This is a genomic window from Microbacterium sp. Y355 (genome assembly GCF_059445345.1).
Map to the genome: position 1 here is coordinate 3,276,902 of NZ_JCAIUD010000001.1, position 22,039 is coordinate 3,298,940.

Annotated in this window: 17 protein-coding genes and 1 tRNA gene; 14 read left to right on the plus strand and 4 right to left on the minus strand. The window is 65.3% G+C overall.

Annotated elements, in window-relative coordinates; translation table 11 throughout:
• Positions 1 to 4: 4 nt before the first annotated feature.
• From cydB to AC1C2O_RS15780, 4 genes are read left to right on the plus strand one after another with little or no spacing between them, the layout of a single operon-like run.
• Positions 5 to 1,045: a cytochrome d ubiquinol oxidase subunit II gene (gene cydB / locus AC1C2O_RS15765; RefSeq protein ID WP_495431385.1), complete on the plus strand. Its 1,041-nt coding sequence runs from the start codon at positions 5 to 7 to the stop codon at positions 1,043 to 1,045.
• The gene (cydD, locus tag AC1C2O_RS15770) at positions 1,042 to 2,673 is read left to right on the plus strand and encodes a thiol reductant ABC exporter subunit CydD (protein ID WP_495431386.1); all 1,632 of its coding nucleotides are present in this window, start codon (positions 1,042 to 1,044) and stop codon (positions 2,671 to 2,673) included. Before cydB ends, cydD begins: the two co-directional genes overlap by 4 nt.
• Positions 2,670 to 4,313: a thiol reductant ABC exporter subunit CydC gene (gene cydC, locus AC1C2O_RS15775; protein ID WP_495431387.1), complete on the plus strand. Its 1,644-nt coding sequence runs from the start codon at positions 2,670 to 2,672 to the stop codon at positions 4,311 to 4,313. The genes cydD and cydC overlap by 4 nt, the downstream gene beginning before the upstream one ends.
• 50 nt (positions 4,314 to 4,363) lie before the next feature.
• Positions 4,364 to 4,825, plus strand: coding sequence for an SRPBCC domain-containing protein (locus AC1C2O_RS15780; protein ID WP_495431388.1), 462 nt, complete (start codon positions 4,364 to 4,366; stop codon positions 4,823 to 4,825).
• A gap of 3 nt (positions 4,826 to 4,828) precedes the next feature.
• On the opposite strand, the gene AC1C2O_RS15785 is transcribed toward AC1C2O_RS15780, so the two are convergent.
• Positions 4,829 to 5,605, minus strand: coding sequence for a hypothetical protein (locus tag AC1C2O_RS15785; protein WP_495431389.1), 777 nt, complete (start codon positions 5,603 to 5,605; stop codon positions 4,829 to 4,831).
• Positions 5,606 to 5,808: 203 nt separating this feature from the next.
• Here AC1C2O_RS15785 and AC1C2O_RS15790 point away from each other — a divergent pair.
• Together AC1C2O_RS15790 and AC1C2O_RS15795 are read left to right on the plus strand one after the other, a co-directional pair.
• Positions 5,809 to 5,898, plus strand: a tRNA-Ser gene (locus AC1C2O_RS15790).
• A 313-nt stretch (positions 5,899 to 6,211) separates the two neighbouring features.
• Positions 6,212 to 6,721, plus strand: coding sequence for a DUF1269 domain-containing protein (locus AC1C2O_RS15795; RefSeq protein ID WP_495431390.1), 510 nt, complete (start codon positions 6,212 to 6,214; stop codon positions 6,719 to 6,721).
• A 141-nt stretch (positions 6,722 to 6,862) separates the two neighbouring features.
• On the opposite strand, the gene AC1C2O_RS15800 is transcribed toward AC1C2O_RS15795, so the two are convergent.
• Both AC1C2O_RS15800 and AC1C2O_RS15805 read right to left on the minus strand, forming a co-directional pair.
• Positions 6,863 to 7,315 (minus strand): VOC family protein, encoded by a 453-nt coding sequence (locus AC1C2O_RS15800; protein WP_495431391.1) that lies wholly within the window; start codon positions 7,313 to 7,315, stop codon positions 6,863 to 6,865.
• A gap of 181 nt (positions 7,316 to 7,496) precedes the next feature.
• Entirely contained in the window at positions 7,497 to 7,847 is a 351-nt protein-coding gene (locus tag AC1C2O_RS15805; RefSeq protein WP_495431392.1) for a hypothetical protein, read from the minus strand.
• A 310-nt stretch (positions 7,848 to 8,157) separates the two neighbouring features.
• Here AC1C2O_RS15805 and AC1C2O_RS15810 point away from each other — a divergent pair, with 310 nt between their 5' ends.
• The 6 genes from AC1C2O_RS15810 to AC1C2O_RS15835 all read left to right on the plus strand — a co-directional run bounded on the left by AC1C2O_RS15810 (position 8,158) and on the right by AC1C2O_RS15835 (position 16,401).
• Positions 8,158 to 10,608 (plus strand): glycoside hydrolase family 2 protein, encoded by a 2,451-nt coding sequence (locus AC1C2O_RS15810; protein ID WP_495431393.1) that lies wholly within the window; start codon positions 8,158 to 8,160, stop codon positions 10,606 to 10,608.
• 234 nt (positions 10,609 to 10,842) lie between these two features.
• On the plus strand, positions 10,843 to 12,546 hold the full coding sequence (locus tag AC1C2O_RS15815; RefSeq protein WP_495431394.1) for an ABC transporter substrate-binding protein: 1,704 nt from the start codon (positions 10,843 to 10,845) through the stop codon (positions 12,544 to 12,546).
• Between the two features lie 43 nt (positions 12,547 to 12,589).
• Complete coding sequence (locus tag AC1C2O_RS15820; RefSeq protein ID WP_495431395.1) at positions 12,590 to 13,579, plus strand: ABC transporter permease; 990 nt, start codon at positions 12,590 to 12,592, stop codon at positions 13,577 to 13,579.
• Positions 13,580 to 13,583: 4 nt separating this feature from the next.
• Positions 13,584 to 14,594, plus strand: a complete 1,011-nt coding sequence (locus AC1C2O_RS15825; RefSeq protein ID WP_495431396.1) for an ABC transporter permease — start codon at positions 13,584 to 13,586, stop codon at positions 14,592 to 14,594.
• Positions 14,591 to 15,499: an ABC transporter ATP-binding protein gene (locus AC1C2O_RS15830; protein ID WP_495431397.1), complete on the plus strand. Its 909-nt coding sequence runs from the start codon at positions 14,591 to 14,593 to the stop codon at positions 15,497 to 15,499. Before AC1C2O_RS15825 ends, AC1C2O_RS15830 begins: the two co-directional genes overlap by 4 nt.
• Positions 15,496 to 16,401 (plus strand): ABC transporter ATP-binding protein, encoded by a 906-nt coding sequence (locus AC1C2O_RS15835; RefSeq protein WP_495431398.1) that lies wholly within the window; start codon positions 15,496 to 15,498, stop codon positions 16,399 to 16,401. The genes AC1C2O_RS15830 and AC1C2O_RS15835 overlap by 4 nt, the downstream gene beginning before the upstream one ends.
• Before the next feature lie 56 nt (positions 16,402 to 16,457).
• On the opposite strand, the gene AC1C2O_RS15840 is transcribed toward AC1C2O_RS15835, so the two are convergent.
• Positions 16,458 to 18,611: a glycoside hydrolase family 36 protein gene (locus tag AC1C2O_RS15840; protein WP_495431399.1), complete on the minus strand. Its 2,154-nt coding sequence runs from the start codon at positions 18,609 to 18,611 to the stop codon at positions 16,458 to 16,460.
• Positions 18,612 to 18,718: 107 nt separating this feature from the next.
• Between AC1C2O_RS15840 and AC1C2O_RS15845 the strand changes: the two genes are divergently transcribed.
• Positions 18,719 to 19,834, plus strand: a complete 1,116-nt coding sequence (locus AC1C2O_RS15845; protein WP_495431400.1) for an ROK family protein — start codon at positions 18,719 to 18,721, stop codon at positions 19,832 to 19,834.
• A 75-nt stretch (positions 19,835 to 19,909) separates the two neighbouring features.
• Complete coding sequence (locus AC1C2O_RS15850; RefSeq protein WP_495431401.1) at positions 19,910 to 22,024, plus strand: alpha-galactosidase; 2,115 nt, start codon at positions 19,910 to 19,912, stop codon at positions 22,022 to 22,024.
• Positions 22,025 to 22,039: the final 15 nt, after the last annotated feature.

The following is a 22,039-nucleotide window of genomic DNA, read 5'->3' on the forward strand; positions in this document are numbered from 1 at the left end:
GGAAATGGATCTCGCAACACTCTGGTTCGGCATCATCGCCTTCCTCTTCGTCGGCTACTTCGTGCTTGACGGCTTCGACTTCGGTGTCGGAATGTCGCTGCCCTTCCTCGGTAAGGACGACGTCTCGCGCCGGCAGGTGATCAATACGATCGGCCCGGTCTGGGATCTCAATGAGACGTGGCTCATCGTCGCAGGCGCCTGCCTGTTCGCATCCTTCCCGGAGTGGTACGCCTCGCTGTTCAGCGGCTTCTACCTGGCGCTGCTGCTCATCCTGCTGACCCTCATCCTGCGCGGTGTCTCGTTCGAGTACCGCCACCAGCGCGAGAGCGCCCGCTGGAAAGCGGGATTCGACCGGATGATCGTGATCGGCTCGGCCGTGCCAGCGTTCCTGTGGGGCGTCGCCTTCGCAAATATCGTGCAGGGCGTGCCTCTGGATGAGAACCACATCATGCAGGGGACGCTGCTCACTCTGCTGAACCCGTACGGACTGCTCGGCGGGCTCACCACTCTGCTGCTGTTCTTCACGCACGGGGTGACCTTTGTGGCGCTCAAGACGGACGGTCAGCTGCGGACGGATGCTCGTCGCCTGGCCTTCCGTGCAGGACTGCTGACCCTGGTCGTCGCGGCGGCGTTCCTGGTCTGGACCGTGGCCGCGCACTTCTCGCTCGTGGTGCTCGTGCTGGCCGCGCTCGCCGCGGTGTCGCTGGTGCTGTCCATCATTTCCAATGCGCGGGGACGCGAGGGTTGGGCATTCACCTTCGGGGCGGCGACCACACTGTTCGCAGTCGTCACGCTGTTCGCGGCACTGTTCCCGAATGTGCTGCCGTCGACGATCGACCCGGCTTTCAGCCTCACGATTGAGAACGCGTCGAGCACGCAGTACACGCTGACGATCATGAGCTGGACGGCATTGTTCGCCATGCCGCTGGTGCTGCTCTATCAGGGCTGGACCTACTGGGTGTTCCGCAAGCGCGTGACCCGCGCCTCGATCGAGGGGTCGTCGATCGAAGGGACCGCGTTCGACGGGGATCCGGCGCACGCGTGAAACCCGTCGATCCGAGGCTGCTGAGGTACGCCGGCGCCGCGCGGGGGTTCTTCGCCCTCGCAGCGTTCATCGGCGTACTTCAGACCGTCGTCGTCATTGCCTTCGCTTGGTTTCTGACGGATGCCATCACGGGGGCTCTCGCGGACCGTTCCATTGGCAGTTCGCTGATCTGGCTGCTCGCACTGGCGCTGGTGCGTGGCGGTCTGATCGCCGCCTCGGATGCCGCAGGTTCTGCGGCCGCGGCGAAGACGGGGATGCAGCTGCGCTCGGCGTTGATCGGCGCCGTCGGACGGTTGGGGCCTGGTTGGCTGGCAACTCGCAACCAGGCATCGCTGGCAGTGACCGCTGGCCACGGACTCGAAGCTCTGGACACCTACTTCGCCCGCTACGTGCCGCAGCTCGTGCTGACTGTGATCGCGACGCCGGTACTGGTTCTCGTGATGTGGTGGCTCGACTGGCCGAGCGGTCTGATCGCGACCATCACGCTCCCACTCATCCCGCTGTTCCTCATCCTCATCGGCATGGCGACGCGCACCGTGCAGCGGAAGCAATGGCAGACGCTGCAGCACCTGGCTGCGCGCTTCGCCGACACAGTGCAGGGGCTTGCCACGCTGCGGCTCTTCGGACGCGAGCGGCGCGCGGCCTCCCAGATCGAAATCACGGCCGAGCAGTATCGCCGCGAAACGATGAAGGTGCTGCGGTTCTCGTTCCTCTCAGGCTTCGCGATGGAGCTGCTGGCGTCGCTCGCAGTCGCGCTGATCGCTGTGACGGTCGGGTTCCGGCTGCTGGCAGGAGACATGCCGCTCGAAGTGGGGCTGTTCGTGCTGCTGCTGGCGCCGGAGGCGTTCCTGCCGATTCGCCAGGTTGGAGTGCAGTTCCACGCCGCGTCAGAGGGAGTCGCGGCGACCGAGGACATCTTCGAGGTGCTGGATGAGGCGGGCGCCGTTCATAACTTCGCAAAGAAGGCTGCGGATGGGGCGGAAACGGCCTCCGACGGCCGGATCACGGCCGGTTTTGCGAAGTTGTGCGCAAACGACCTCCGTGTCCGCGACCTCCCACCCGTCTCATTCACTGCTTTGCCCGGCACGATCACGCTGATCGAGGGGCCGAGCGGCGCGGGCAAGTCCAGCGTGCTGGCCGCTCTGCGCGGCGCTGCAGCGTTTGAAGGCTCAGCGGTGTTCTCAGGCGAGGACGTCGGTGCTCTCTCGCCGGCCGACTGGCTCGCCTGGGCAGGGCAGACGCCGGGGCTGATCCAGGGCACGATCGCATCGAACGTGGCTCTGGGCGATCCGGACCCCTCGGCCGCCGGGGTCCGGGAGGCACTCGATGACGCGTGCGCCGCCGATCTCGATCCGGCGCAGGAACTAGGCATACAGGGGAGCGGCCTGTCGGGCGGCCAGGCGCAGCGCGTCGCCGTCGCGCGAGCGTTGTATAGGCACGCCGCTGACCCCGTGCGCGTGGTGATGCTGGACGAGCCCTCGAGTGCGCTGGATGCCGACACCGAGGCCCGCCTGTGGCAGTCGCTGCGCGAGCGGGCGGATGCCGGGGCCACGATCCTGCTCGTCTCGCACCGCCGCTCCGCGCGGGAGATTGCGGATCAAGTCGTAGAGCTGGGGGTGAGGGTGTGAAGGTCAGCGATGTCTTGCGCCTCGCGCAGCCTCCGGTGCGGCGGTTCCTGCCAGGGCTCATCTGGGGTGTGCTGTCGGCCGGGGCCGCGGTGTCGCTGCTCGCGGTGAGCGGATGGCTGATCATCAGCGCCTCGATCGTCGACTCTCTGGTGCCGTTGTCTATCGCGGTCGTCGGAGTGCGGTTCTTCGCTGTGTCGCGGGCGGTGTTCCGGTATCTCGAGCGGTTGTCCGGGCATGATGCCGCGCTGCGTCAGCTCGCCAGCACGCGCTCTGACATGGTGCGCAGGCTCATCCCGCTTTCGCCCGCAGGGCTGGGCAACACTGATCGCGGACAGGTGCTGTCGGCGCTCGTCGATGATGTGGAGAATCTGCAGAACCTGCCGCTGCGTGTGGTGCAGCCGCTCGCGGTGGCGACGGTCGTCGCGGTCGGAGCGGTGGGCTTCATCGCGTTCATCTCGCCACCCGCGGCACTCACGCTTGCCGCCTGTCTGGCGATCGCGGCACTCGTCGCGATCGGGCTCGGCTGGGTGTTCGGATCTCGTGCCGAGGAACGTGTGTCTCTGCAGCGGGCGGAGCTCTCCGCATCCCTCGTCGACTACTTCGGCAGCCTCGACGTGCTGTTGGCGTACGGAGCGGAACCGCAAGCGCGGAACCGCATCGAGCATGCTGACGCTGCCCTTCGCCGCACTGTGACCCGTGCTTCGCTGGCGCAGGCGATCGCAGCAGGCGTTGTCTCGGTGCTCGCGGGCGTCGCGTCGGTGTGGGCGGTCGCAGCGGCATCCCCGGGGCTGGTGACCGGGACGATCGATGGCCCATGGCTAGCGGTCGTCGTGCTCGTGCCGATGGTCGTGTTCGAGGTCTTCGGCGCGGTGCCGATCGCGGCGTCATCCTGGCGGAGCGTGCGCTCGAGCGCACAGCGCGTCGTCGACGTGCTGCCGTCCTCGATTCCTGCGGAGCTGCGGACGGATGCCGGAACAGACGAGGCGCCGGCCGGTACAGCTCTGCGCCTGCGCGATGTGCGGGCGTCGTGGCCCGGTGGTGCACCGACTTTGCGCGGGGTGTCGCTGGATCTCGGTGCGGGGGAGCGCGTGCTCCTCAGCGGACCGAGCGGCGCGGGTAAGAGCTCGTTGGCGTCAGTGTTGGTCGGATTCTTGCGGTCAGAGGGCGAGTACACGATCGGCGGGACGGATGCCTCGGCGCTGTCAGGGCCCGCGCTTCGACGCATCATCGGGCTGTGCGAGCAGAGCCCGCAGTTGTTCGATGAGGACATCCGGCAGAACCTGCTGTTCGCCCGCGACACGGCGACGGATGACGACCTTCTCGCCGTACTTGACCGAGTGGGCCTCAGGGGCTGGACACAGGAGCGAGGCGGACTGGATGCGCGCGTCGGCGACCGCGGTTCGCTGGTCTCCGGTGGGCAGGCGCAGCGGATCTCGCTGGCGCGGGCGCTGCTGCGCGGGTTCCCGGTGCTCGTACTGGATGAGCCGACCGCCGGGGTTGATCCCGAGGCATCCGAGACACTGCTTCGCGATCTGCTCTCCGCGGCAGGGGAGCAGTCGGTGTTGCTGATCTCGCATGTCGATCCGCCTGTAGGCACCGTCGATCGCGTCGTGCGGATCGAGGCAGGGCGCACCGTTTGACCGTCAGCCGCTCGATGGATTCTTCGGCGGTAGCGGCGTAGCGTGGCGGCATGGGGCGAATCGACGAAGCACGTCTTCTGGTCAGCGCATTGCCTGAGCGGGTCTATGCGGCGTTCATCGACCCGGAGGCCTTGGCCAGATGGCTCCCGCCCGAGGGCATGACCGGGCGGGTGGAGCGCCTTGATGCGCAGCCCGGCGGCGGATACCGGCTGGTGCTCACCTATCTCGACGCGAAGGATGCGCCGGGTAAGAGCAGCGCGGATCAGGACGTTGTCGAGGGTGCGTTCGTCGAGGTGGTCCCTGGTGTTCGCGTTGTGGCTGACGTCGAATTCGAATCGGATGATCCCGCATTCGGCGGAACGATGCGGATGACGTGGGAGGCAATCGCGTGCGGCACAGGCTCGGAGGTCGTCTTCCGCGCAGAGGATGTCCCAGAAGGCATCTCCGCAGCGGATCACATCGACGGACTCACCTCGTCGCTGCGGAACCTCGCCGACTTCGTGGAGAGCTGAGCGTCAGTAGTACAGCTCGACCGGCGGCTCCATGACGATCCCCTGCGCTTCGAAGGAGCGGCGGCGCTCTTCGATACGGCGGTGCAGTTCGACCTGCGCGTCGTCGATCAGTTGCTGGTCTATTGCGACGTTCTGCGGATGCTGGTCGCCATTGAGGTCGGCAATGTAAGCGTCGAGCTCTGGCCCAGAGGTCCATGACGTGATGAGTGAATACCGCGGGGCGCTGCCTCGGTGCCAGACCGCGTGCCAGAAGCGTTGCGTGTCTACAACCATGCGGGTGCCGACGGGCAGCGCCACCCTGATCTCGGTCGCCGGGTCGAAGCGGTCTTCGCGCAGGATGAGCATCGAGTCCGGGTCGTCGGTGAGGTTGATGAAGGAGCGCACGACCCAGCCGGTGCCGTCGTCGTTCAGGCGGTTGTTGTCGTCCTGGTGCAGGTTGTAGACGGCGTCGGCGTAGGTGTTCGGCTGCAGTTCGATTACGCGGCAGCGGCCGATGTTCGTGCCGGGCTCCTGGGCGAGCTTTGCGAGTGTGGGGGCCTTCTCGACCTGACTCGGAATCCAGACGCCATCTTTGTCGGTGCGCGGCGGGGTCTGATTCCAGAAGCCGTTGCATTCGACTTTGCCCGCGTAGCTCGCCAGTGGTGCGAAGCGGGTGATGCCGGAAGAACGCCAGCCGACGTAGTCGAGATCCAGCCATTCGGCGGGATCGATGGGATCGGCGTACCGGTCGAGGACGACGTATCCGGTCTCCTCCAACGCCGCTGACGTGATGAAGCTCATGGAACACCCTTTCCGGACCGGCGTCTCCGTCCATCCGTAAGGCCATCCTAACTCGCCCCGGCCTCACAATCCCGGGCGGCAACGAGGCGAGTGTTGCTGCATGAGACAGGAGTTCCCTAGTCCTTCCTCATGCGGTAAAGCTCGTTTCGTGCTCACAATGCGCCGATTCGCGCGACAGCCCGCCGTCGCGTAAACTCGTTCGCGGTGACGTGTCCGAGCGGCCGAAGGTGCAACACTCGAAATGTTGTGTAGGTTCACCCCTACCGTGGGTTCAAATCCCACCGTCACCGCCAATGAAACCCCCGAGAAATCGGGGGTTTCATCGTGTCTGGCGTTGCCGTGGTGCATGCCGGAGCTGCACTGGACGTTCGGGTGTCCCATGGCGATCGGCGGGATGCTGGCGCTCGCGATCGTGCTCTACATCGTGTTCAGACGGCAGAAGTGGATGTGAGTGCGGGGTGCGGCAGATTTCCCCGCGCGCGTTTTCTCACAACCACGGCCGCCTAGCAACCCCCTTATCAACTGGACGTCCCGTGCATAGCGTGACGAGCGTCAGGATGCGCGTAGTTCGATCGACGGGCATCATCACAACGAGAAGGAGCCGAAATGACAAAATCAGACGGAGTATTCCTCTTCATTGGAACGTACCCGAGCAAGGATAAGGCCCGGGTCGACTACGACGCATTCAAGAAGCTGCATTCCGATGGGGCCATCGGAACCTATGACGCGGCCGTCGTCACCAAAGACGATAAAGGCAAGGTCCACGTAAACAAGGACGAGACGACCTTCCGCCACTGGGGCTGGGGCGGAGCCGCGATCGGCGCCGTGGTCGGCCTGTTGTTCCCGCCGGCGATCATCGGCACGGCCGTTGTCGGTGGCGCGATCGGTGCGGTGAGCGGCCACCTCACGAGGGGGCTCTCCCGCGAGGAGGTCAAGGAGCTGGGTGACCTCCTCGACGTCGGGGAAGCCGCGTTGCTCATCGTCGGTGAAAGCACCGAAGAGGCCGCGGTCGAGAAGGCCGAGTTGAAAGCAGAGAAGCGTGTGGCGAAGCAGCTCGACGTCAGCATCGAGGACATCGACGCGGCTGTAAAGGCGGCCGCAGGCGAGGTCAGCTGACACAAAGTCAAAGCGTCGAGGAGGGTCGGGCCTGCAATGGCCCGGCCCTCCTCTGTGCCGCAGATCGCCGCGATGACACCGACGTTACCCGCCCCACCGGGCATTGGCCCGATGAGCGTCCGAGGACATACCCGACGTTCTCTAGAGGTAGGGCTGGGTGATGAGTTCGATGGCATGGCCGGAGGGGTCCTTGAAGTAGACCCCCCGTCCGCCGTGTTCGGTGTTTGTCTCTCCCGAACGGGTCATCTGCGGGTCTGCCCAGTGGGTCACATCCCCGTCGACCAAGCGCGAGTAGGCGCGATCGAAGAGCTCGTCATCGACCAGGAATGCATAGTGCTGCATCTGGATCTCGACGGGTGGCTCCGCGAACTGCAGCATCACGCCGCCGTCGAGCATGATGTTGGAGAACGGCCCCCAGGAGGCGGCTTCCGATGCTTCGATGAGTTCCCGGTAGAACTTGGCGGACTCATGACGGTCCTTCGAAGCGATGATGGTGTGATTGAACGTTGCTGAAATGGTGATTTCCCTGTCTAAGTCTCTGTCTGGCGTGTACGAGATGCCGTTTGATGCGTGGGCATACGAACGGCACGCCAAAGGCGGCGGTGCCCGCGAGCGGCGATGAAGCTGCTCGGGCGAGGAGAGCGGTTGCGCCGGTCGAGACGACCGGTAGAACCTCAGAGAACTTCCGGTTTACCAACCTGTGCATGGCATAGAGCCGATCCGGTAATCACACTCAAACGATAGCGCAGTCGCCGGCAGCACGCGCGGCGCTGATCTACGGAACCCACTCCGACGACCAGTAGTCGACGACGAGATTGAGAACGCTACCCGCCGGTCTCGCCGACACCCAGATCGTGCGAGGGTCGAAGAAGTTCCCAGGAATAGCCAGCTGCGGAGTCGCGCCCATTTCCTCGGCGAGAGCTTCCGGCGATTGTCCTGCAGGGGGCCGGACTGTGAATGTCGTGGAGCAGCCGCCACTCCCGCAACCAGTGCTTTCGCCGAGGATCTCGGCGCCTACAGGCAACGGGATCGCTGACGCAGGCGGGACGTCGCCCTCGGTGGCCATCATGTTCAGCCAGAACAGCCGCCCTACGTAGAGCAGTGCGAATACGACCAACGTGACCACGATCAGAGTCCACAAGACCCGCCTAGTCTTGGCGGCGCGCCCTGTTCCCGACATGTGCGCTTCGTTGCTCGGCTGCATCATTACCCCCGATCATGACCATAGCTTGACGAAGTGAAACGCCGGTTTGCACGGGTGATCAGGATCCGTCGACAGTGACCTGACCCACATCAAGGCTGCCGAGATCCGCCGGATGGCGGCACTAATTCGCTGCCGCTGATGTCGACTGGGGGTCGCGCAATACGTCAGAGTTTGTAAGACTATGGAACTAAGTGTTGCGCCCACCGGGGTGTACCAGAGGCGAAGGAGCCGCATGACCGTCATCGAACTGTCCGAGAACTGGACCGTCACCGCGACCTCAGGTCCCGCGCCTGAGAACGTCGCAGGTCACTCGATACCCGCACAGGTGCCGGGTTCGGTGCACCTCGACCTGCAGCGCGCCGGGCTCATCGACGAACCATTCGACGGAGCGAACGAGACCGCGCAGCAGTGGATCGGCGATGTGGACTGGACTTTTGAGACCACATTCCGCTGGCACGACGAAGGCTCAGAGCGTCGCGATTTCGTCGCCGACGGCCTCGACACAATCGCGACCGTGACGCTCAACGGCGTCGAGGTCGGTCGTACCCAGAACCAGCACCGCTCATACCGCTTCGACATCGGCTCCGCGCTCGTCGAAGGTGACAACGCGCTGCGCATCGACTTCGCCGCCCCCGTGCCGGCGGCGCACGCACGCTCCGACGAGCACGGCGAACGTCCCTACGTGAACCATCATCCCTACAACGCCGTGCGCAAGATGGCCAGCAGCTTCGGCTGGGACTGGGGCATCGATGTCGCCGGTGCCGGCATCTGGAAGCCCATCCGCATCGAGACCTGGTCGACGGCGCGCATCGCGTCCGTCCGCCCGCTCGTCGATGTGAAGACCGACGAGATTGGCACTACTGGCATCCTCGACGCCCACATCGAAATCGAGCGCGCCGACGGTTTGAAACAGAAGCCGCTCCAGGTTGAGGTTGAAATCGCCGGCCAGATCGTCACTGCCGAGATCACCGCTGGCGCCACCAGCACGCACATTCAGGTCGAGGTCGCCGACGCGGACCTCTGGTGGCCGCGCAGCCACGGCGCCCAGCCGCTCTACGACGTCGCGGTGCGACTGGCTGACCTCGACAGTTGGGAAGGCCGCATCGGTTTCCGCACTGTGCGGGTCGATATTGCGCCCGACGAGCACGGCAGTCCGTATGCGGTGTATGTGAACGACCAGCTCGTGCACATCCGCGGCGCCAACTGGATCCCTGACCACGCGTTCCTCACCGAGATCGACCATGACCGCTACGCGCGTCGCATCGCGGATGCGACCGAGGCGAACATGAACCTGCTGCGAGTGTGGGGTGGCGGAATCTACGAGTCCGACGACTTCTACTCGATCTGTGATGAGCAGGGCGTCCTCGTGCAGCAGGACTTTCTGCTGGCCTGCGCCGCCTATGCGGAGGAAGAATGGCTCGCCGACGAGATCGAAGCCGAAGCCCGCGAGGCGATCTCGCGCTTGTCGTCGCATCCATCGCTCGCGATCTGGAACGGCAACAACGAGAACATCGTCGGTTATGCCGAGTGGGGATGGCGCACGCGCCTCGAGGGCAAGACGTGGGGTGAGGCGTACTACCGCCGACTCTTCCCGCGCCTGCTCGCGGAACTCGACCCAACGCGCTTCTACTCAGCGGGCAGCCCCTATTCGTTCTCCTCTTACGTGAGCCCGAACCTCGACACGCACGGCACGGTGCACATCTGGGATGTCTGGAATGAGAAGGATTACACGGCCTACGCCGATTGGACGCCTCGTTTCGTCGCCGAGTTCGGCTTCCAGGGGCCGCCCGCATGGACGACGCTCACGGATGCCGTGCACGATTCCCCGCTCGAGCCCTACGGCGAGCAGATGCTCGTGCATCAGAAGGCAAACAAGGGCAATCTCAAGCTCGAACGCGGTTACGGCCCGCACCTTCCAAAGCCCGCGACAATCGACGACTGGCACTGGGCCACACAGCTCAACCAGGCGGCTGCCGTGCGATTCGGCATCGCGCACTTCCGCTCGCTCGCGCCGTACAACACCGGCTCGATCGTCTGGCAGCTGAATGACGATTGGCCAGTCATCTCGTGGGCGGCCGTCGACTTCGCCGAGCGCCGCAAGCCCCTCTGGTACGCGCTCAAGGCGGTCTATGAACCGCGCCTGATCACCGTGCAGCCGAGGGATGGAGCGCTCGCCGCAGTTCTGCTCAACGATCACGCCGAGGCCTGGGCCGGTGACATCGCCATTCGCCGTATCTCGTTCGACGGCACAGTGCTGGCAGAGACCTCGGTCACCGCAGAGATCGCGGCGCGCGGTGAAGCGACCCTTGCGATTCCCGCCCCATTGCATGCGCCTGAGGATGCCGCGGGCGAGGTGCTCGTGATCGACGCTCCCGGCTTCGGTCGCGGGGTGCACAACTTCGCCGAGGTCGTCGATCAGCGTCTCGAGAAGGCATCGTTCGACGTCTCTGCCGAAGCAGCGGATGGCGCCGTGCGCGTGACAGTGACGGCGCGCTCGTTCGTCCGCGACGCATTCCTGCTCGCGGATCGAGGGCACGTCGATGCATCGGTCGACAGTGGCCTCGTGACATTGTTGCCTGGCGAGAGCCACTCGTTCCTCGTGACCGGGGCGCCAGAGGGAACCGACCCTGCGGCATTCACCGCTCCGCTCGTTTTGCGACACGCAGGAGACCTGCAGGCCTGAGCTCACCAGCTCGATGACGGGGACCCCATCCGATGAATGTCGGACGGGGTCCCCGTTCTGCCCTGGCACCGAAGCGCTTCGACGACTTTGTTCCGTTTGTGTCTTAACTGGCTTGACGGAGTTCGTTTCAGTGCGTAACAATGGCGTCCGGGAGAACGCACTCTCAGCCCCCTGCGTCAGCACAGGGTTCGTCGACGCTGCGGCACCAGCTGCGGCGTGAGGAAAGGACCAAGGATGATTCTTCGCTCACAGCGCGCTCGTCGCGCATCGCTCACGATCGCCACGGGCGCCACCGCCCTCGGCCTCGTGTTGACCGGCTGTGCCTCCACCGGTGACTCCGGTGGCTCCGGCAGTGCCGCGTCCGACGCGAACACGCTCGTCGCCTTCACCGGACAGGCCGGCGACTACCAGCGCAACTTCAACCCGTACGCACCCACCAACATCGGTGGACTCGGCACGATTTTCGAGCCCCTGTTCTTCGTCACGAACGTCAACACCGAAGACTTCGAACCGCTGCTCGCGACCGAGTACACGTGGAATGAAGACGGGACGCAGCTCGATCTCACGCTCCGCGAGGACGTCACCTGGAGCGACGGTGAGGCATTCGACGCAGACGACGTTGTCTTCACGTTCCAGATGATTCTCGACACCCCGTCGATCAACACCGGCGGATTCGCCGGCGAGGTGACGAAACTCGATGACTTCCACGTCAGCATCGCATTCCCCGAGCCCGCGTTCGTCACCGGCCCTGAGGTTCTCGGCAAGACGTTCATCGTTCCTGAGCACATCTGGTCAGGCATCGATCCCGTCACCGATGTCGTCGCCGAACCGGTGGGCACCGGCCCCTACACGCTGGCAAACTTCAAGCCGCAGGCGTTCACCATCACCGCGAACGAAGATTACTGGGGTGGCGCGCCCGCAGTTGAGAACGTCCGCTACCTGTCGCTGTCAGGCAACACCGCCGGAGCCGACGCGCTTGCCGCTGGCACGATCGACTGGCAGACGGGCCCTGTCCCCGACATCCAGAACGTTCCAGAGAACTACCCGGGCTACGAGGCGATCACGATCGGCGCAAACCAGATGGCGCTGCTCACCTGCTCGAACGCCGACCTCGGCTGCACGGGCCCGCAGACGGATCCGGCCGTGCGCCAGGCGATCTACTACGCCCTCGACCGCGAGCAGATGAACTCGCTCGCCTTCCAGAACACCGCAAGCGACATGTCGCCGACATTCGCACTGCTGCCATCGCAGGAGGAGTTCATCTCCGACGCGATCGAAGACAAGAGCGTTCCCGCAGGGGCCGACCTCGACAAGGTCGACGAGATCCTCACCGGTGCCGGCTACGAGAAGGATGCCGACGGCATCTACGCCAAGGATGGCGTCGCGCTGAACCTCACGGTCGAGGTCGTCACCGGCTGGACTGACTACATCACCGCGATCGACACCATGGCCCAGCAGCTCAAGGCGGCAGGCATTGGCGTCACGGCCGCACAGTCCTCGTGGAACGAGTGGACCGACAAGAAGAGCAAGGGCAACTACCAGCTGGCGATCGACTCGCTCGGCCAGGGCGCAGCATCCGACCCGTACTACCTGTACAACAACTACTTCTCGACGGCGAACACCGCAGAGGTCGGTCAGGCAGCACCCGTCAACGTCGCGCGCTTCAGCGACCCTGCCGTCGATGAGGCACTCGCCGTGCTCAAGAAGACGAACCCGGCCGACCTCGCGACGCGCCAGGCGCAGTTCGACATCATCCAGGCCGCGATCGTCGAGGACCTGCCGTACATCCCGGTACTCACCGGAGGAACAACGAGCGAGTTCAACGCCGCGAAGTTCACCGGCTGGCCCACACTCGATGACCTGTACGCGTTCCCGGCGATCTGGGCATCGCCTGACAACGCGCAGATCTTCAAGGCACTGACACCGACGGGCGAGTGAACGTGGCCGAGGAGGGGTTTGAGATGACGGCGGGTGTGATCCGGTGAACTACTACATACGAAAGCTGGGCTTCTACGTTGTTGCCCTATGGGCGGCACTGACGCTCAACTTCCTGATCCCACGCCTACTGCCGGGCAATCCGGTCGATATTCTGCTCGCCAAGCTCCAGCAGCGAGGCGGACAGGTCTCGGCCGAGACCAGGCGCGCATACGAACTCCTCCTCGGCGGCGACTCGTCCGAGCCGCTGATCGTTCAATACGTCAGCTACTTGGTGAACGTCTTCAAAGGTGACCTCGGAGTATCCGTCACCTACTTCCCGGCGCCCGTCACCGAGGTGATCGCCGTCTCTCTGCCATGGACGATCATGCTGATCGGCATCTCGACAGTGCTGGCGTTTATCATCGGCATCTCCCTCGGTGCCTTTGTCGGCTGGAAGCCGGGAACCTGGGTGGACTCGCTCGTGCCGGCCACGACGCTGCTGGCGGCCGTGCCTTACTTCTGGCTCGCGCTCATCCTGGTGTACTTCCTGTCCACCGGGCTCGGACTGTTTCCGTCGCAGGGTGGGTACAACGTCATCCTTGACCCCGGCTGGAGCTGGGAGTTCATCGGCTCGGCGATCTACTACGGCTTCCTACCGGCGCTCACTATCGTGATCGCGTCGCTCGGCGGATGGCTGCTGGGGATGCGAAACATGATGGTCTCCACGCTCTCAGAGGATTACATTCTCACTGCCCAGGCGAAGGGCCTCTCCAACGGCCGCATCCTGCGCCACTACGCGGCCCGCAACGCGGTGCTGCCATCCATCGCGGGGTTCGCGATCTCACTCGGCTTCGTCGTCGGCGGCTCCGTCATCACCGAGCAGGTGTTCTCGTACCCCGGCATCGGCTCCAAGTTGCTCTCGGCGGTGACGAACAACGACTACGCGCTCATGCAGGGACTCTTCCTGTTCATCACGCTCGCAGTGCTCGGAGCGAACCTGATCGTCGACCTGTTCTACGGCCTCATCGATCCCCGCACGCGGACAAGGAGCTGATCGCATGACCAATATCGTCCCCACCACTGAACCTCAGCTCGCCGACGCGACCGAGACGATCGTCACACGTGCGGCGCGTGAGAGGTCGAATCGATCCCAGCGATCACGTTCGGCACTTCGCCAGATGCTCCCGACGATGACGCCATGGCTTGCGTTCGGGCTTGTGCTCATCGGCAGCATCGTCGCGTTCGGCCTCATCGGCCCTTATCTCGTCGGTGATCCGGCGACCATCCGCAACATCGGCCTCACCGGACCATCGGCCGAACACCTGCTCGGAACGACTCAGACGGGCCAAGACGTGCTGGCGCAGCTCGCATACGCCACGCGCGGCTCACTTGAGATCGGCCTCATCGTCGGCGTGCTTGCCACCGTGCTGTCGGCGTTCTTCGGAATCTTCGGCGCATACATCGGCGGTTTCGCCGATGAGGCGTTCTCGCTCCTGTCGAACGTGTTCTTGGTGATTCCTGGCCTGCCGCTGGTCATCGTCATCTCGGGCTTCGTTCCGGCCGAGGCGCGAGGGCTTTGGACTATTGCGGTCGTCCTGGCGATCACGAGCTGGGCCGGCTCTGCCCGCGTCCTTCGCGCACAGACGCTCTCGATCCGTAACCGTGACTACGTCGCCGCCTCCCGCGTTGCAGGGGAGAGGGCATGGCGCGTCATCGTCGTGGAGATCCTCCCGAACCTGCTGCCCGTGCTCGCCTCACAGTTCGTCTTCGCTGTCATCGCCGCGATCCTCGGCGAGGCAGGGCTGTCGTTCATCGGCCTCGGCGCATCCAATTCGTCCACGCTCGGAACAATGCTTTTCTACGCGCAGAACGGATTCGCGCTGCCCCTGGGTGCATGGTGGTGGTTTGTGCCACCAGGCTTGCTCATTGCGCTGTTCGGCATGGGCCTGTCGCTCGTGAACTTCTCGATCGACGAGATCATCAACCCCAAGCTCAAGCACGTACGCCAGCATGCGCGCCGGACTCGCCGTGCACGCCGCGAGCAGCTCAGGAAGGAGCGCAGCCGATGAACGCTGTCACCGAGGCCCGTCGGCCTGTTCTCACGATCGAGGATCTCACCGTCGTCTACGAAGTTGAGGAGCCAGTCACCGCGGTCAAGAATGCCTCGTTCCAACTTGCGGCGGGTGAGATCCTGGGCCTCGCCGGCGAGTCGGGATGTGGCAAGACGACCCTCGCATACGCGGTGAACCGACTGCACAAGCCGCCAGCACGCATCGCGAACGGCAGCATCGTCTTCCACGATCGCGCTGGTGTTGACATCGATCTGCTCGCGCTCGACGACGAGAGGCTGCGGGCGTTCCGCTGGTCGGAGCTGTCGATGGTGTTCCAGGGCGCAATGAATGCGCTCAACCCTGTGACCAGCATCCGCGCCCAGCTCGAGGATGTCTTGCAGGAGCACCGCCCGAAGATGTCGAAGCGCGAGCGCCGAGACCGGGCAGCCGACGTGATGCGTCGCGTGGGCGTCGATCCATCGCGGCTCACGTCGTATCCGCACGAACTGTCCGGCGGCATGCGCCAGCGCGTGATGATCGCGATGGCCATGATCCTCGAGCCGCAGGTCATGATCATGGACGAGCCGACCACGGCGCTCGATGTCGTCGTGCAGCGCGACATATTGCGCGAGATCGTTCGCCTGCGAGATGAGCTCGGCTTCGCCGTGATCTTCATCACCCACGATCTGCCGCTGCTGCTGGAGATCAGCGATCGCATCGCCGTCATGCTGCGCGGCGAGATCATCGAGCTGAGCGGTGCGGACGAGATGTATCGAAACCCGCAACACGAATACACCCGCAAACTGCTCGCCTCATTCCCGAGCCTCAGCGGATCACGCGGATCGTTCATCCGCACCGGGATCGACACCGAGACCGACACCGGAACTGACGCCGGCACCGACACAGAGGAGGCGCGCGCATGACGAGTGTGAAGGTCACTGACCTGGTCAAGGAGTTCAGCATCCGCAAGGGCGTGCGCCGCCAGCGATTCCGCGCGGTCGACGGGGTTTCCTTCGACCTCGTGCCCGGACGCACGGTGGCGCTGGTGGGGGAGTCGGGGTCGGGCAAGTCGACCATCGCTCGCATCCTCTCCAAGCTCGAGACGCCGACGTCCGGGACGATCGGGGTCACGCAGGCAGATGGCAGACCCGTCGCACGGCGTGACTACCGGCGCCACGTGCAGATGGTGTTCCAGGACCCGTTCGCTTCACTCAACCCGTTCCATTCGATCGAGCACCACATCAGTCGCCCGCTGCAGCTTCACAAGCGCACCCGCGGAGCAGATGAGACCTACGAGAAGGTCATCGAGATGCTCAAGCGCGTGAATCTCGACGAGTCGTTCGCGCAGCGGCGTCCGCATGAGCTTTCCGGCGGTCAGCGTCAGCGTGTGGCGATCGCCCGTGCGCTCGCGCCGGGTGCGCAGGTCGTGCTCGCCGATGAGCCGGTGTCGATGTTGGACGTTTCCATTCGGCTCGGAGTGCTCAACCTGCTCGGTCGGCTGCAGCGTGAGGACGACCTGGCCGTCCTCTACATCACGCACGACCTCGCCACCGCGCGCCACTTCTCCGACGAGATCCTCGTCCTCTATAAGGGGCGCATCGTCGAACGGGGGCCAGCGGATGCCGTCATCCTCGACCCCCATCACGACTACACGCGTCTGCTCGCGATGGCAGCCCCCGACCCCGAGCGGATCGGCAAGGTCGTGAGTGGGGAGAAGACACCGGATCGCGCCACCCTGGACAACTCGGTGTGCTTCAACCACTTCACCGGCCAATGGGAAGGCGCTGAGCGGGAAGGCACGAAGACAGCGCCGGCAGTCGCCTGAGCACGTCTTCCGAGCGGGTGGTGTGCCGCACGGCGCGCCACCCGCCCTCTCGCATCTCAGCGGCAGCGCGCTGAGGCGACGCGCACGTCCAGTACTCGGGCGCTCGGCTCGTCGCCTGATGCCGTGACCGTGAGGACGGCGGATGCGGCATCCCATGCCCACGTCCACCCGCCGACGTCGGCGGGGAAGAACGCCGCCACCGACAGCTCTCGACCCTGCGCCCACGGCAGGTGCAGGCGCGCCGTCTGGGACCCGGCACGTCGCCATACCGACAGATACGCGTGATCACCGGTGCCGAGACCCAGCGATACCCAGTCGTCGTCCCATGCGGGCAGGCCTAGGGGCCACTCTGGGTGCCTGTCGCGGATGTCGGCGAGCACTCTCTTGTGCGCAGTGACGGCCGCGCGCACGGCGGCGACCTCGACGGGAGACATGCGGTTGAGATAGCCGGAAAGGTACATGCGGCCGAGCACGCCGTTGACCAGCGCGAACGTGCGCTCCTCATCGGTCATGCCCGCCTGCGGATACGCCCAGTTTCCGGCCTGCTCCGGCAGGATCGCCGCGGGTGCGGCGGCGGCGATGGAGGCGTATGCGACGGGATCCTGTTGATCGGAGGTCGACTGCATGTGCAGGCGTGACAGCAGCGCGTAGTCCATGCGCATCGCGCCGGATGAGCAGTTCTCGATGATGAGCGCCGGATGCCGCGATTGCACGCCGTCGATCCAGCTGAGCAGCGCGCGGGCGTGCTCGAACAGGCCGTGTCCGGGAGCGAGACCGTCGAGATCAGTGCCCGGCCCCGTCATCGTGTTCTCGTCCATCTTGATGAAGCCGATGCCGTATTCATCGACGAGACGGTCAACGACGGCGTCGAGGTGCGCGCGAGCGGCCAGGTGGCGCAGATCCAGCAGGTGCCGGCCGTGCTCGGCAATGCGCACCCCCTGGCGTTGGAAGAATGCCTCGTTTGGCAGCGTCTCGGCGAGCGGGGAGCGCACACCGATGACTTCGGGCTCCAGCCACAGCCCTGGCGTCATGCCGCGCGAGCGGATGTAGTCGGTCACCTCGGTGATGCCACCGGGGAAGCGCACGACTGAGGGCTCCCACGCTCCGACACCGTCCCACCAGTGCCCATCCGCGTACCAGCCGGCGTCGATGCAGAAATAGTCGGCCCCGGCCTCTGCCGCCGCATCGATCAACGGGAGCAGCTTTTCGGTCGTAGGGTCGCCCATCAGCGTGTTCATGTAGTCGTTGAAGACGACCGGCAGCGCATCATCGGCCGGGCGCGGAAGGCGAATGGCGCGGCGTTGATCAGTGAGCGCGCGCAGTGCGTCGGTCGCATCGCCGACGGCGACGGCAACGGAAACCGGCGCGGATCGAAATGTCTCTCCAGGGTGCAACCGCACGTTCCACTGGTGCTCCTGGTCGGTGGGGCCGCTGAGCAGCACATAGGCGCCGCGGCCGTTCTCGCCGAGCTCTGCCAGCCACGGACCGTTGTGCTCAATCTGCCAGGCGAGGGCATAGCCGCCATCGGATGCCGCCAGAGCCGCAGTCGGAACCTTCTCTCCGCTCGACCACGACCCGCGGTTGCCGAGCGCGATGCGCGTGCGTGGGGGCTGGTGGTGGTGCAGGTGGCGTCCGACATCGATGAGGCCGGCCGCGCGCAGCGGCTCGGTCTTCCAACGATTCTCGGCGATCCAGTCGTTGTCGGCGTGGGTGAGCACGATCGCATCGACCGACGATGCCTCCGCATCAGCGAGGAACGATCCGGTCGCGAAGCTCGAGACGGCGTCGAGTACGAGCCCAGCATCCGTCGTGACTTCAGTCCAGGTGCGCACTGCTGCGGCCGAGGCGTGTGCCTGGAATATGCTCGTCACGCGGATGCCGCGCGAGCCGTCTTCCTGCATGATGCTTTCTTGAACGATGCGCAGCTCGTGGCATCCATTCATTTCTGACTCGTTGTGCGACACGAGACGCAGATCGCGTCCGATGACCGTGTCGACATGGCGGAAACTTCCGGGGAAGCGCCCGTGGCCGAACGCGGAGATCTCGACGAGTGGTTGTTCGCCGTGGCCCTCGGGCAGGACAGGTGTGGGCGCGGGGGAGCCGGAGGGGCGCAGCGAGAGGACGCTCACCGGCCCATCGATGGGAGCTGCGAAAGTGAGGGAGATGCGCGGAGCGTGCCAGACAATGTCTGCTGCAGGGCGGGGTGTCATGTCAGATCCTCGATCGTGGGTGTGATGAGATCCTTTCAATCCTCTGTGCCTCGGCGCAAGCCACTATGTTTAATTAGGTGACAAACGTGTCTAATAAAGTAGCGAACATGGATGAGATGTCTCCGGCCGTGCGCGCCGCGCTCCTCGAGGTGCTCATTCACGGTGAGCTTCCTCGCGCGGAGATCGCGCGGCGCCTGCATCTGTCGCGGGCGAGCCTCACGCGCATCACCAGGCAACTCGTCGACGGGGGCTTCCTCGCTGAGGGTGAGACGCGGCTGATGGCGCAGACCGGTCGGCCATCGGAACTCCTGTCGCTGCGCGCGGATGCGCGCCATTTCCTCGGCGTCAAGCTCACCGGCGATCGCCTTTACGCCGTCGTCACGGACCTTTCCGCCACCATCGTGGCCTCCGTCGATCATGCGCTTCTCTCGCGCGAGCCCGCAGACGTCGTCAGCCAGATCGCTGACGTATGCCGGGAGTTCACGGTGCAATGGCCAGACCTCGTCGCCATCGGTATCACGCTCGCCGGGCGCGTCAGCCGGCGCGCTGACGGTGCGCGGGTGGAACAGTCAGCGTTCCTCGAGTGGGAGGATGTGCCGCTGGGTGCCATGGTCGTCGCAGCGACAGGGATGCCATGCTCAGTGGAGAACGACGTGCAGGCGCTCACCGCGACCGAGCACTGGTTCGGTGCGGGTGCTGGCATTGACGACATGGCGCTCATTACGGTGGGAATGGGTATCGGCTGCGGTCTCGTCGTGGGTGGAAATGTCGTCGAGGGTGCGCACGCACGGTCGGGTCAGGTGAGTCACACGATCGTGGATGAGGCTGGCCCGCACTGTGACCTCGGGCACCGAGGCTGCGCGTCCAGCATGCTCGTGAACGACGCGATCGTTGGGGCGTATCGCCAGGCGGGAGCGGACTACTCGCGGGTCGTCGAGGCAGCACGTGAGGGTGATCCCATCGCGCGTGCGGTCTTTGCAGATGCCGGCCGGGCGCTGGGTGTGCTCATCGCCACGGTCGTCAATCTCGTGGATCCGCAGAAGGTCGTACTCACCGGTGATGGCATCGCCGTGCATGAGCTCGGCGGAGACGCGATGCGTGCGGCGCTCGCCGACCGCCTCGACAGGGAAGCGGTGGAGGTCGACCTCGATGTCCGCACCGGAGACTTCTCGGAGTGGGCGCGTGCAGGTGCCGGAATCGCCATTCGAGGGATGCTCGCATAATTCTTTGTTTCATGATTTGACAAACCGTGGATGCGCGCGGGACTCTGGAATCTCCATCTAGACGGAGGCTCCGCCATGTCCGATGTTCGACGCTTTCACGCCGCCGGTGCGGCGCTCGTCGTCGCCTTCCGCGACGCCGGCCTGCCGGAGGTGCTCCACTGGGGCGCTGACATCGGCGAGGCGTCGGACGATGCCTTGGCCGCTCTTGATGCTGCGAATGTGCGCCAGATTCCCGCGAGCGCGCTTGACGAGGCGTGGCCGTTCACAATTCTGCCGACCGAGCGAGACGGCTGGCAGGGACGCCCCGGCCTGTCCGGTGCGATCGCGGGGGCGCCGCTGCTGCCGGACTGGAGCGTCGAGCGGATTGATTCCGACGAGCGCGGCTTCTCGATCGTCGCGGCGGCCGAAGGGCTGAAGCTGGAGAGCGTGCTGCGGTTTGACGCCGACGGTGTGCTGCATGTCGATCATCGCGTCGTGAACGAGGGCAGCGGCTCGGTCTCGGTCGCGGGGTTGGATGCAGTGCTGCCCGTTGCCGAGCGTGCGAGCGAGCTGCTCGACTTCACTGGGCGGTGGACGCGAGAGCGCTCGCCGCAGCGCCGCCCGATCGTGATGGGCAGTCAGGTGCGTGAGTCGCGTCGTGGGCGCACGGGGCACGACGCCTCGACGCTCGCTGTCGCTGGCACACCGGGCTTCGGCGACCGAACAGGGGAGGTCTGGGCAGTGCACCTCGCATGGAGCGGCGATGCCGTCTACCGCACCGACCGCCTGCCAGAAGGTCGCAATGCGCTGGGTGCGGGCGAGCTGCTGCGTCCCGATGAGATCGTGCTCGCGCCCGGTGAGGCATTCGCGTCACCGACGGCATGGTTCGCGTGGAGTGATGCGGGCCTCGATGGTCTGTCGTCGCGGATGCACAGGTCGCTGCGCGCGCGCCCGGCGCATCCCTCCTCTCCGCGTCCTGTGGTGCTGAACACCTGGGAGGCCGTGTACTTCGATCACACGCTGGCTCCGCTGACCGCGTTGGCGGATGCCGCGGCATCCGTCGGTGTGGAGCGTTTCGTGCTCGATGACGGCTGGTTCCTCGGGCGTCGACGGGATGACGCCGGCCTCGGCGATTGGATCGTCGACCCAGCAGTGTGGGCGGAGGGTTTGCATCCCATCGTCGATCACGTGCGCGCGCTCGGTATGGGGTTCGGCTTGTGGGTCGAGCCGGAGATGATCAACCTCGATTCGGAACTTGCACGCGAGCATCCGGACTGGCTGCTGAGGGCGCCGGAGCGCGAGACGCGGTCGTGGCGCAATCAGCACGTGCTCGACGTGGCGCGGCCCGAGGTTGCTGCGTATCTGCTGGATCGTTTGAGCGCGATCCTGGACGAGTACCCGATCGAGTACCTGAAGTGGGATCACAACCGCGATTTGCTCGAGGCCGCGCATGCGGGGCGTGCCGGCGTGGATGCGCAGACCCGCGCGGTGTATGCGCTGCTCGGTGAGCTGCGCCGGCGGCACCCCTCCGTGGAGATCGAATCGTGCTCTTCGGGTGGCGGCCGCGTCGATCTCGGCATCCTCGCGCACACCGACCGGGTATGGGCATCCGATACGAATGACCCGATCGAGCGTTCGCGCATCCAGCGCTGGACCGAGCTGCTGCTGCCGCCAGAGCTGATCGGCAGTCATGTCGGGCCCAGCACCGCGCACACGACGCATCGCGTGACCGACCTGCGTTTCCGGATGGCGACGACCCTGTTCGCGTCCGCGGGCATCGAGACCGACATCACCCGCTTCACGGACGACGAGCGGACCGAGCTTGCCGCGTGGATTCTCGAGTACAAGCGGCTGCGTGAACTCATGCACACCGGCGAACTCGTGCACGATGCGACCGAGGACGGGGGGCAGTTGCTGACCGGTGCCGTGGCGCATGACAAGCGGCACGCACTGTTCCGACTGACACGCGAGACCACGGGTGCGTGGGCGGTGCCCCCGGCCCTGCGCTTGCCGGGCCTTGACTCCGCGCTGACCTACCGCGTTTCGGTCGTGTCAGCGCTGACGACGAAGACGTATCTCGACCCGAAGACCGTGCCCTGGGTGGCGGACGGCGGCGTCGTGCTGCCAGGGTCGCTGCTGACGGGGATCGGGCTGCGCACGCCGCTTCTGGCGCCCGCATCGGCGCTGGTGCTGGAGGTCGTGGCGGTCTGAGGTGGGCTCGCTACT

Bases quoted from the DNA above. Each gene is read 5' to 3' on its own strand.
- cydB (WP_495431385.1), top strand. From the start codon at position 5: ATGGATCTCGCAACACTCTGGTTCGGCATCATCGCCTTCCTCTTCGTC.
- AC1C2O_RS15780 (WP_495431388.1), top strand. From the start codon at position 4,364: ATGGGGCGAATCGACGAAGCACGTCTTCTGGTCAGCGCATTGCCTGAG.
- AC1C2O_RS15785 (WP_495431389.1), bottom strand. From the start codon at position 5,605: ATGAGCTTCATCACGTCAGCGGCGTTGGAGGAGACCGGATACGTCGTC.
- AC1C2O_RS15795 (WP_495431390.1), top strand. From the start codon at position 6,212: ATGACAAAATCAGACGGAGTATTCCTCTTCATTGGAACGTACCCGAGC.
- AC1C2O_RS15810 (WP_495431393.1), top strand. From the start codon at position 8,158: ATGACCGTCATCGAACTGTCCGAGAACTGGACCGTCACCGCGACCTCA.
- AC1C2O_RS15815 (WP_495431394.1), top strand. From the start codon at position 10,843: ATGATTCTTCGCTCACAGCGCGCTCGTCGCGCATCGCTCACGATCGCC.
- AC1C2O_RS15825 (WP_495431396.1), top strand. From the start codon at position 13,584: ATGACCAATATCGTCCCCACCACTGAACCTCAGCTCGCCGACGCGACC.
- AC1C2O_RS15830 (WP_495431397.1), top strand. From the start codon at position 14,591: ATGAACGCTGTCACCGAGGCCCGTCGGCCTGTTCTCACGATCGAGGAT.
- AC1C2O_RS15835 (WP_495431398.1), top strand. From the start codon at position 15,496: ATGACGAGTGTGAAGGTCACTGACCTGGTCAAGGAGTTCAGCATCCGC.
- AC1C2O_RS15840 (WP_495431399.1), bottom strand. From the start codon at position 18,611: ATGACACCCCGCCCTGCAGCAGACATTGTCTGGCACGCTCCGCGCATC.
- AC1C2O_RS15845 (WP_495431400.1), top strand. From the start codon at position 18,719: ATGGATGAGATGTCTCCGGCCGTGCGCGCCGCGCTCCTCGAGGTGCTC.
- AC1C2O_RS15850 (WP_495431401.1), top strand. From the start codon at position 19,910: ATGTCCGATGTTCGACGCTTTCACGCCGCCGGTGCGGCGCTCGTCGTC.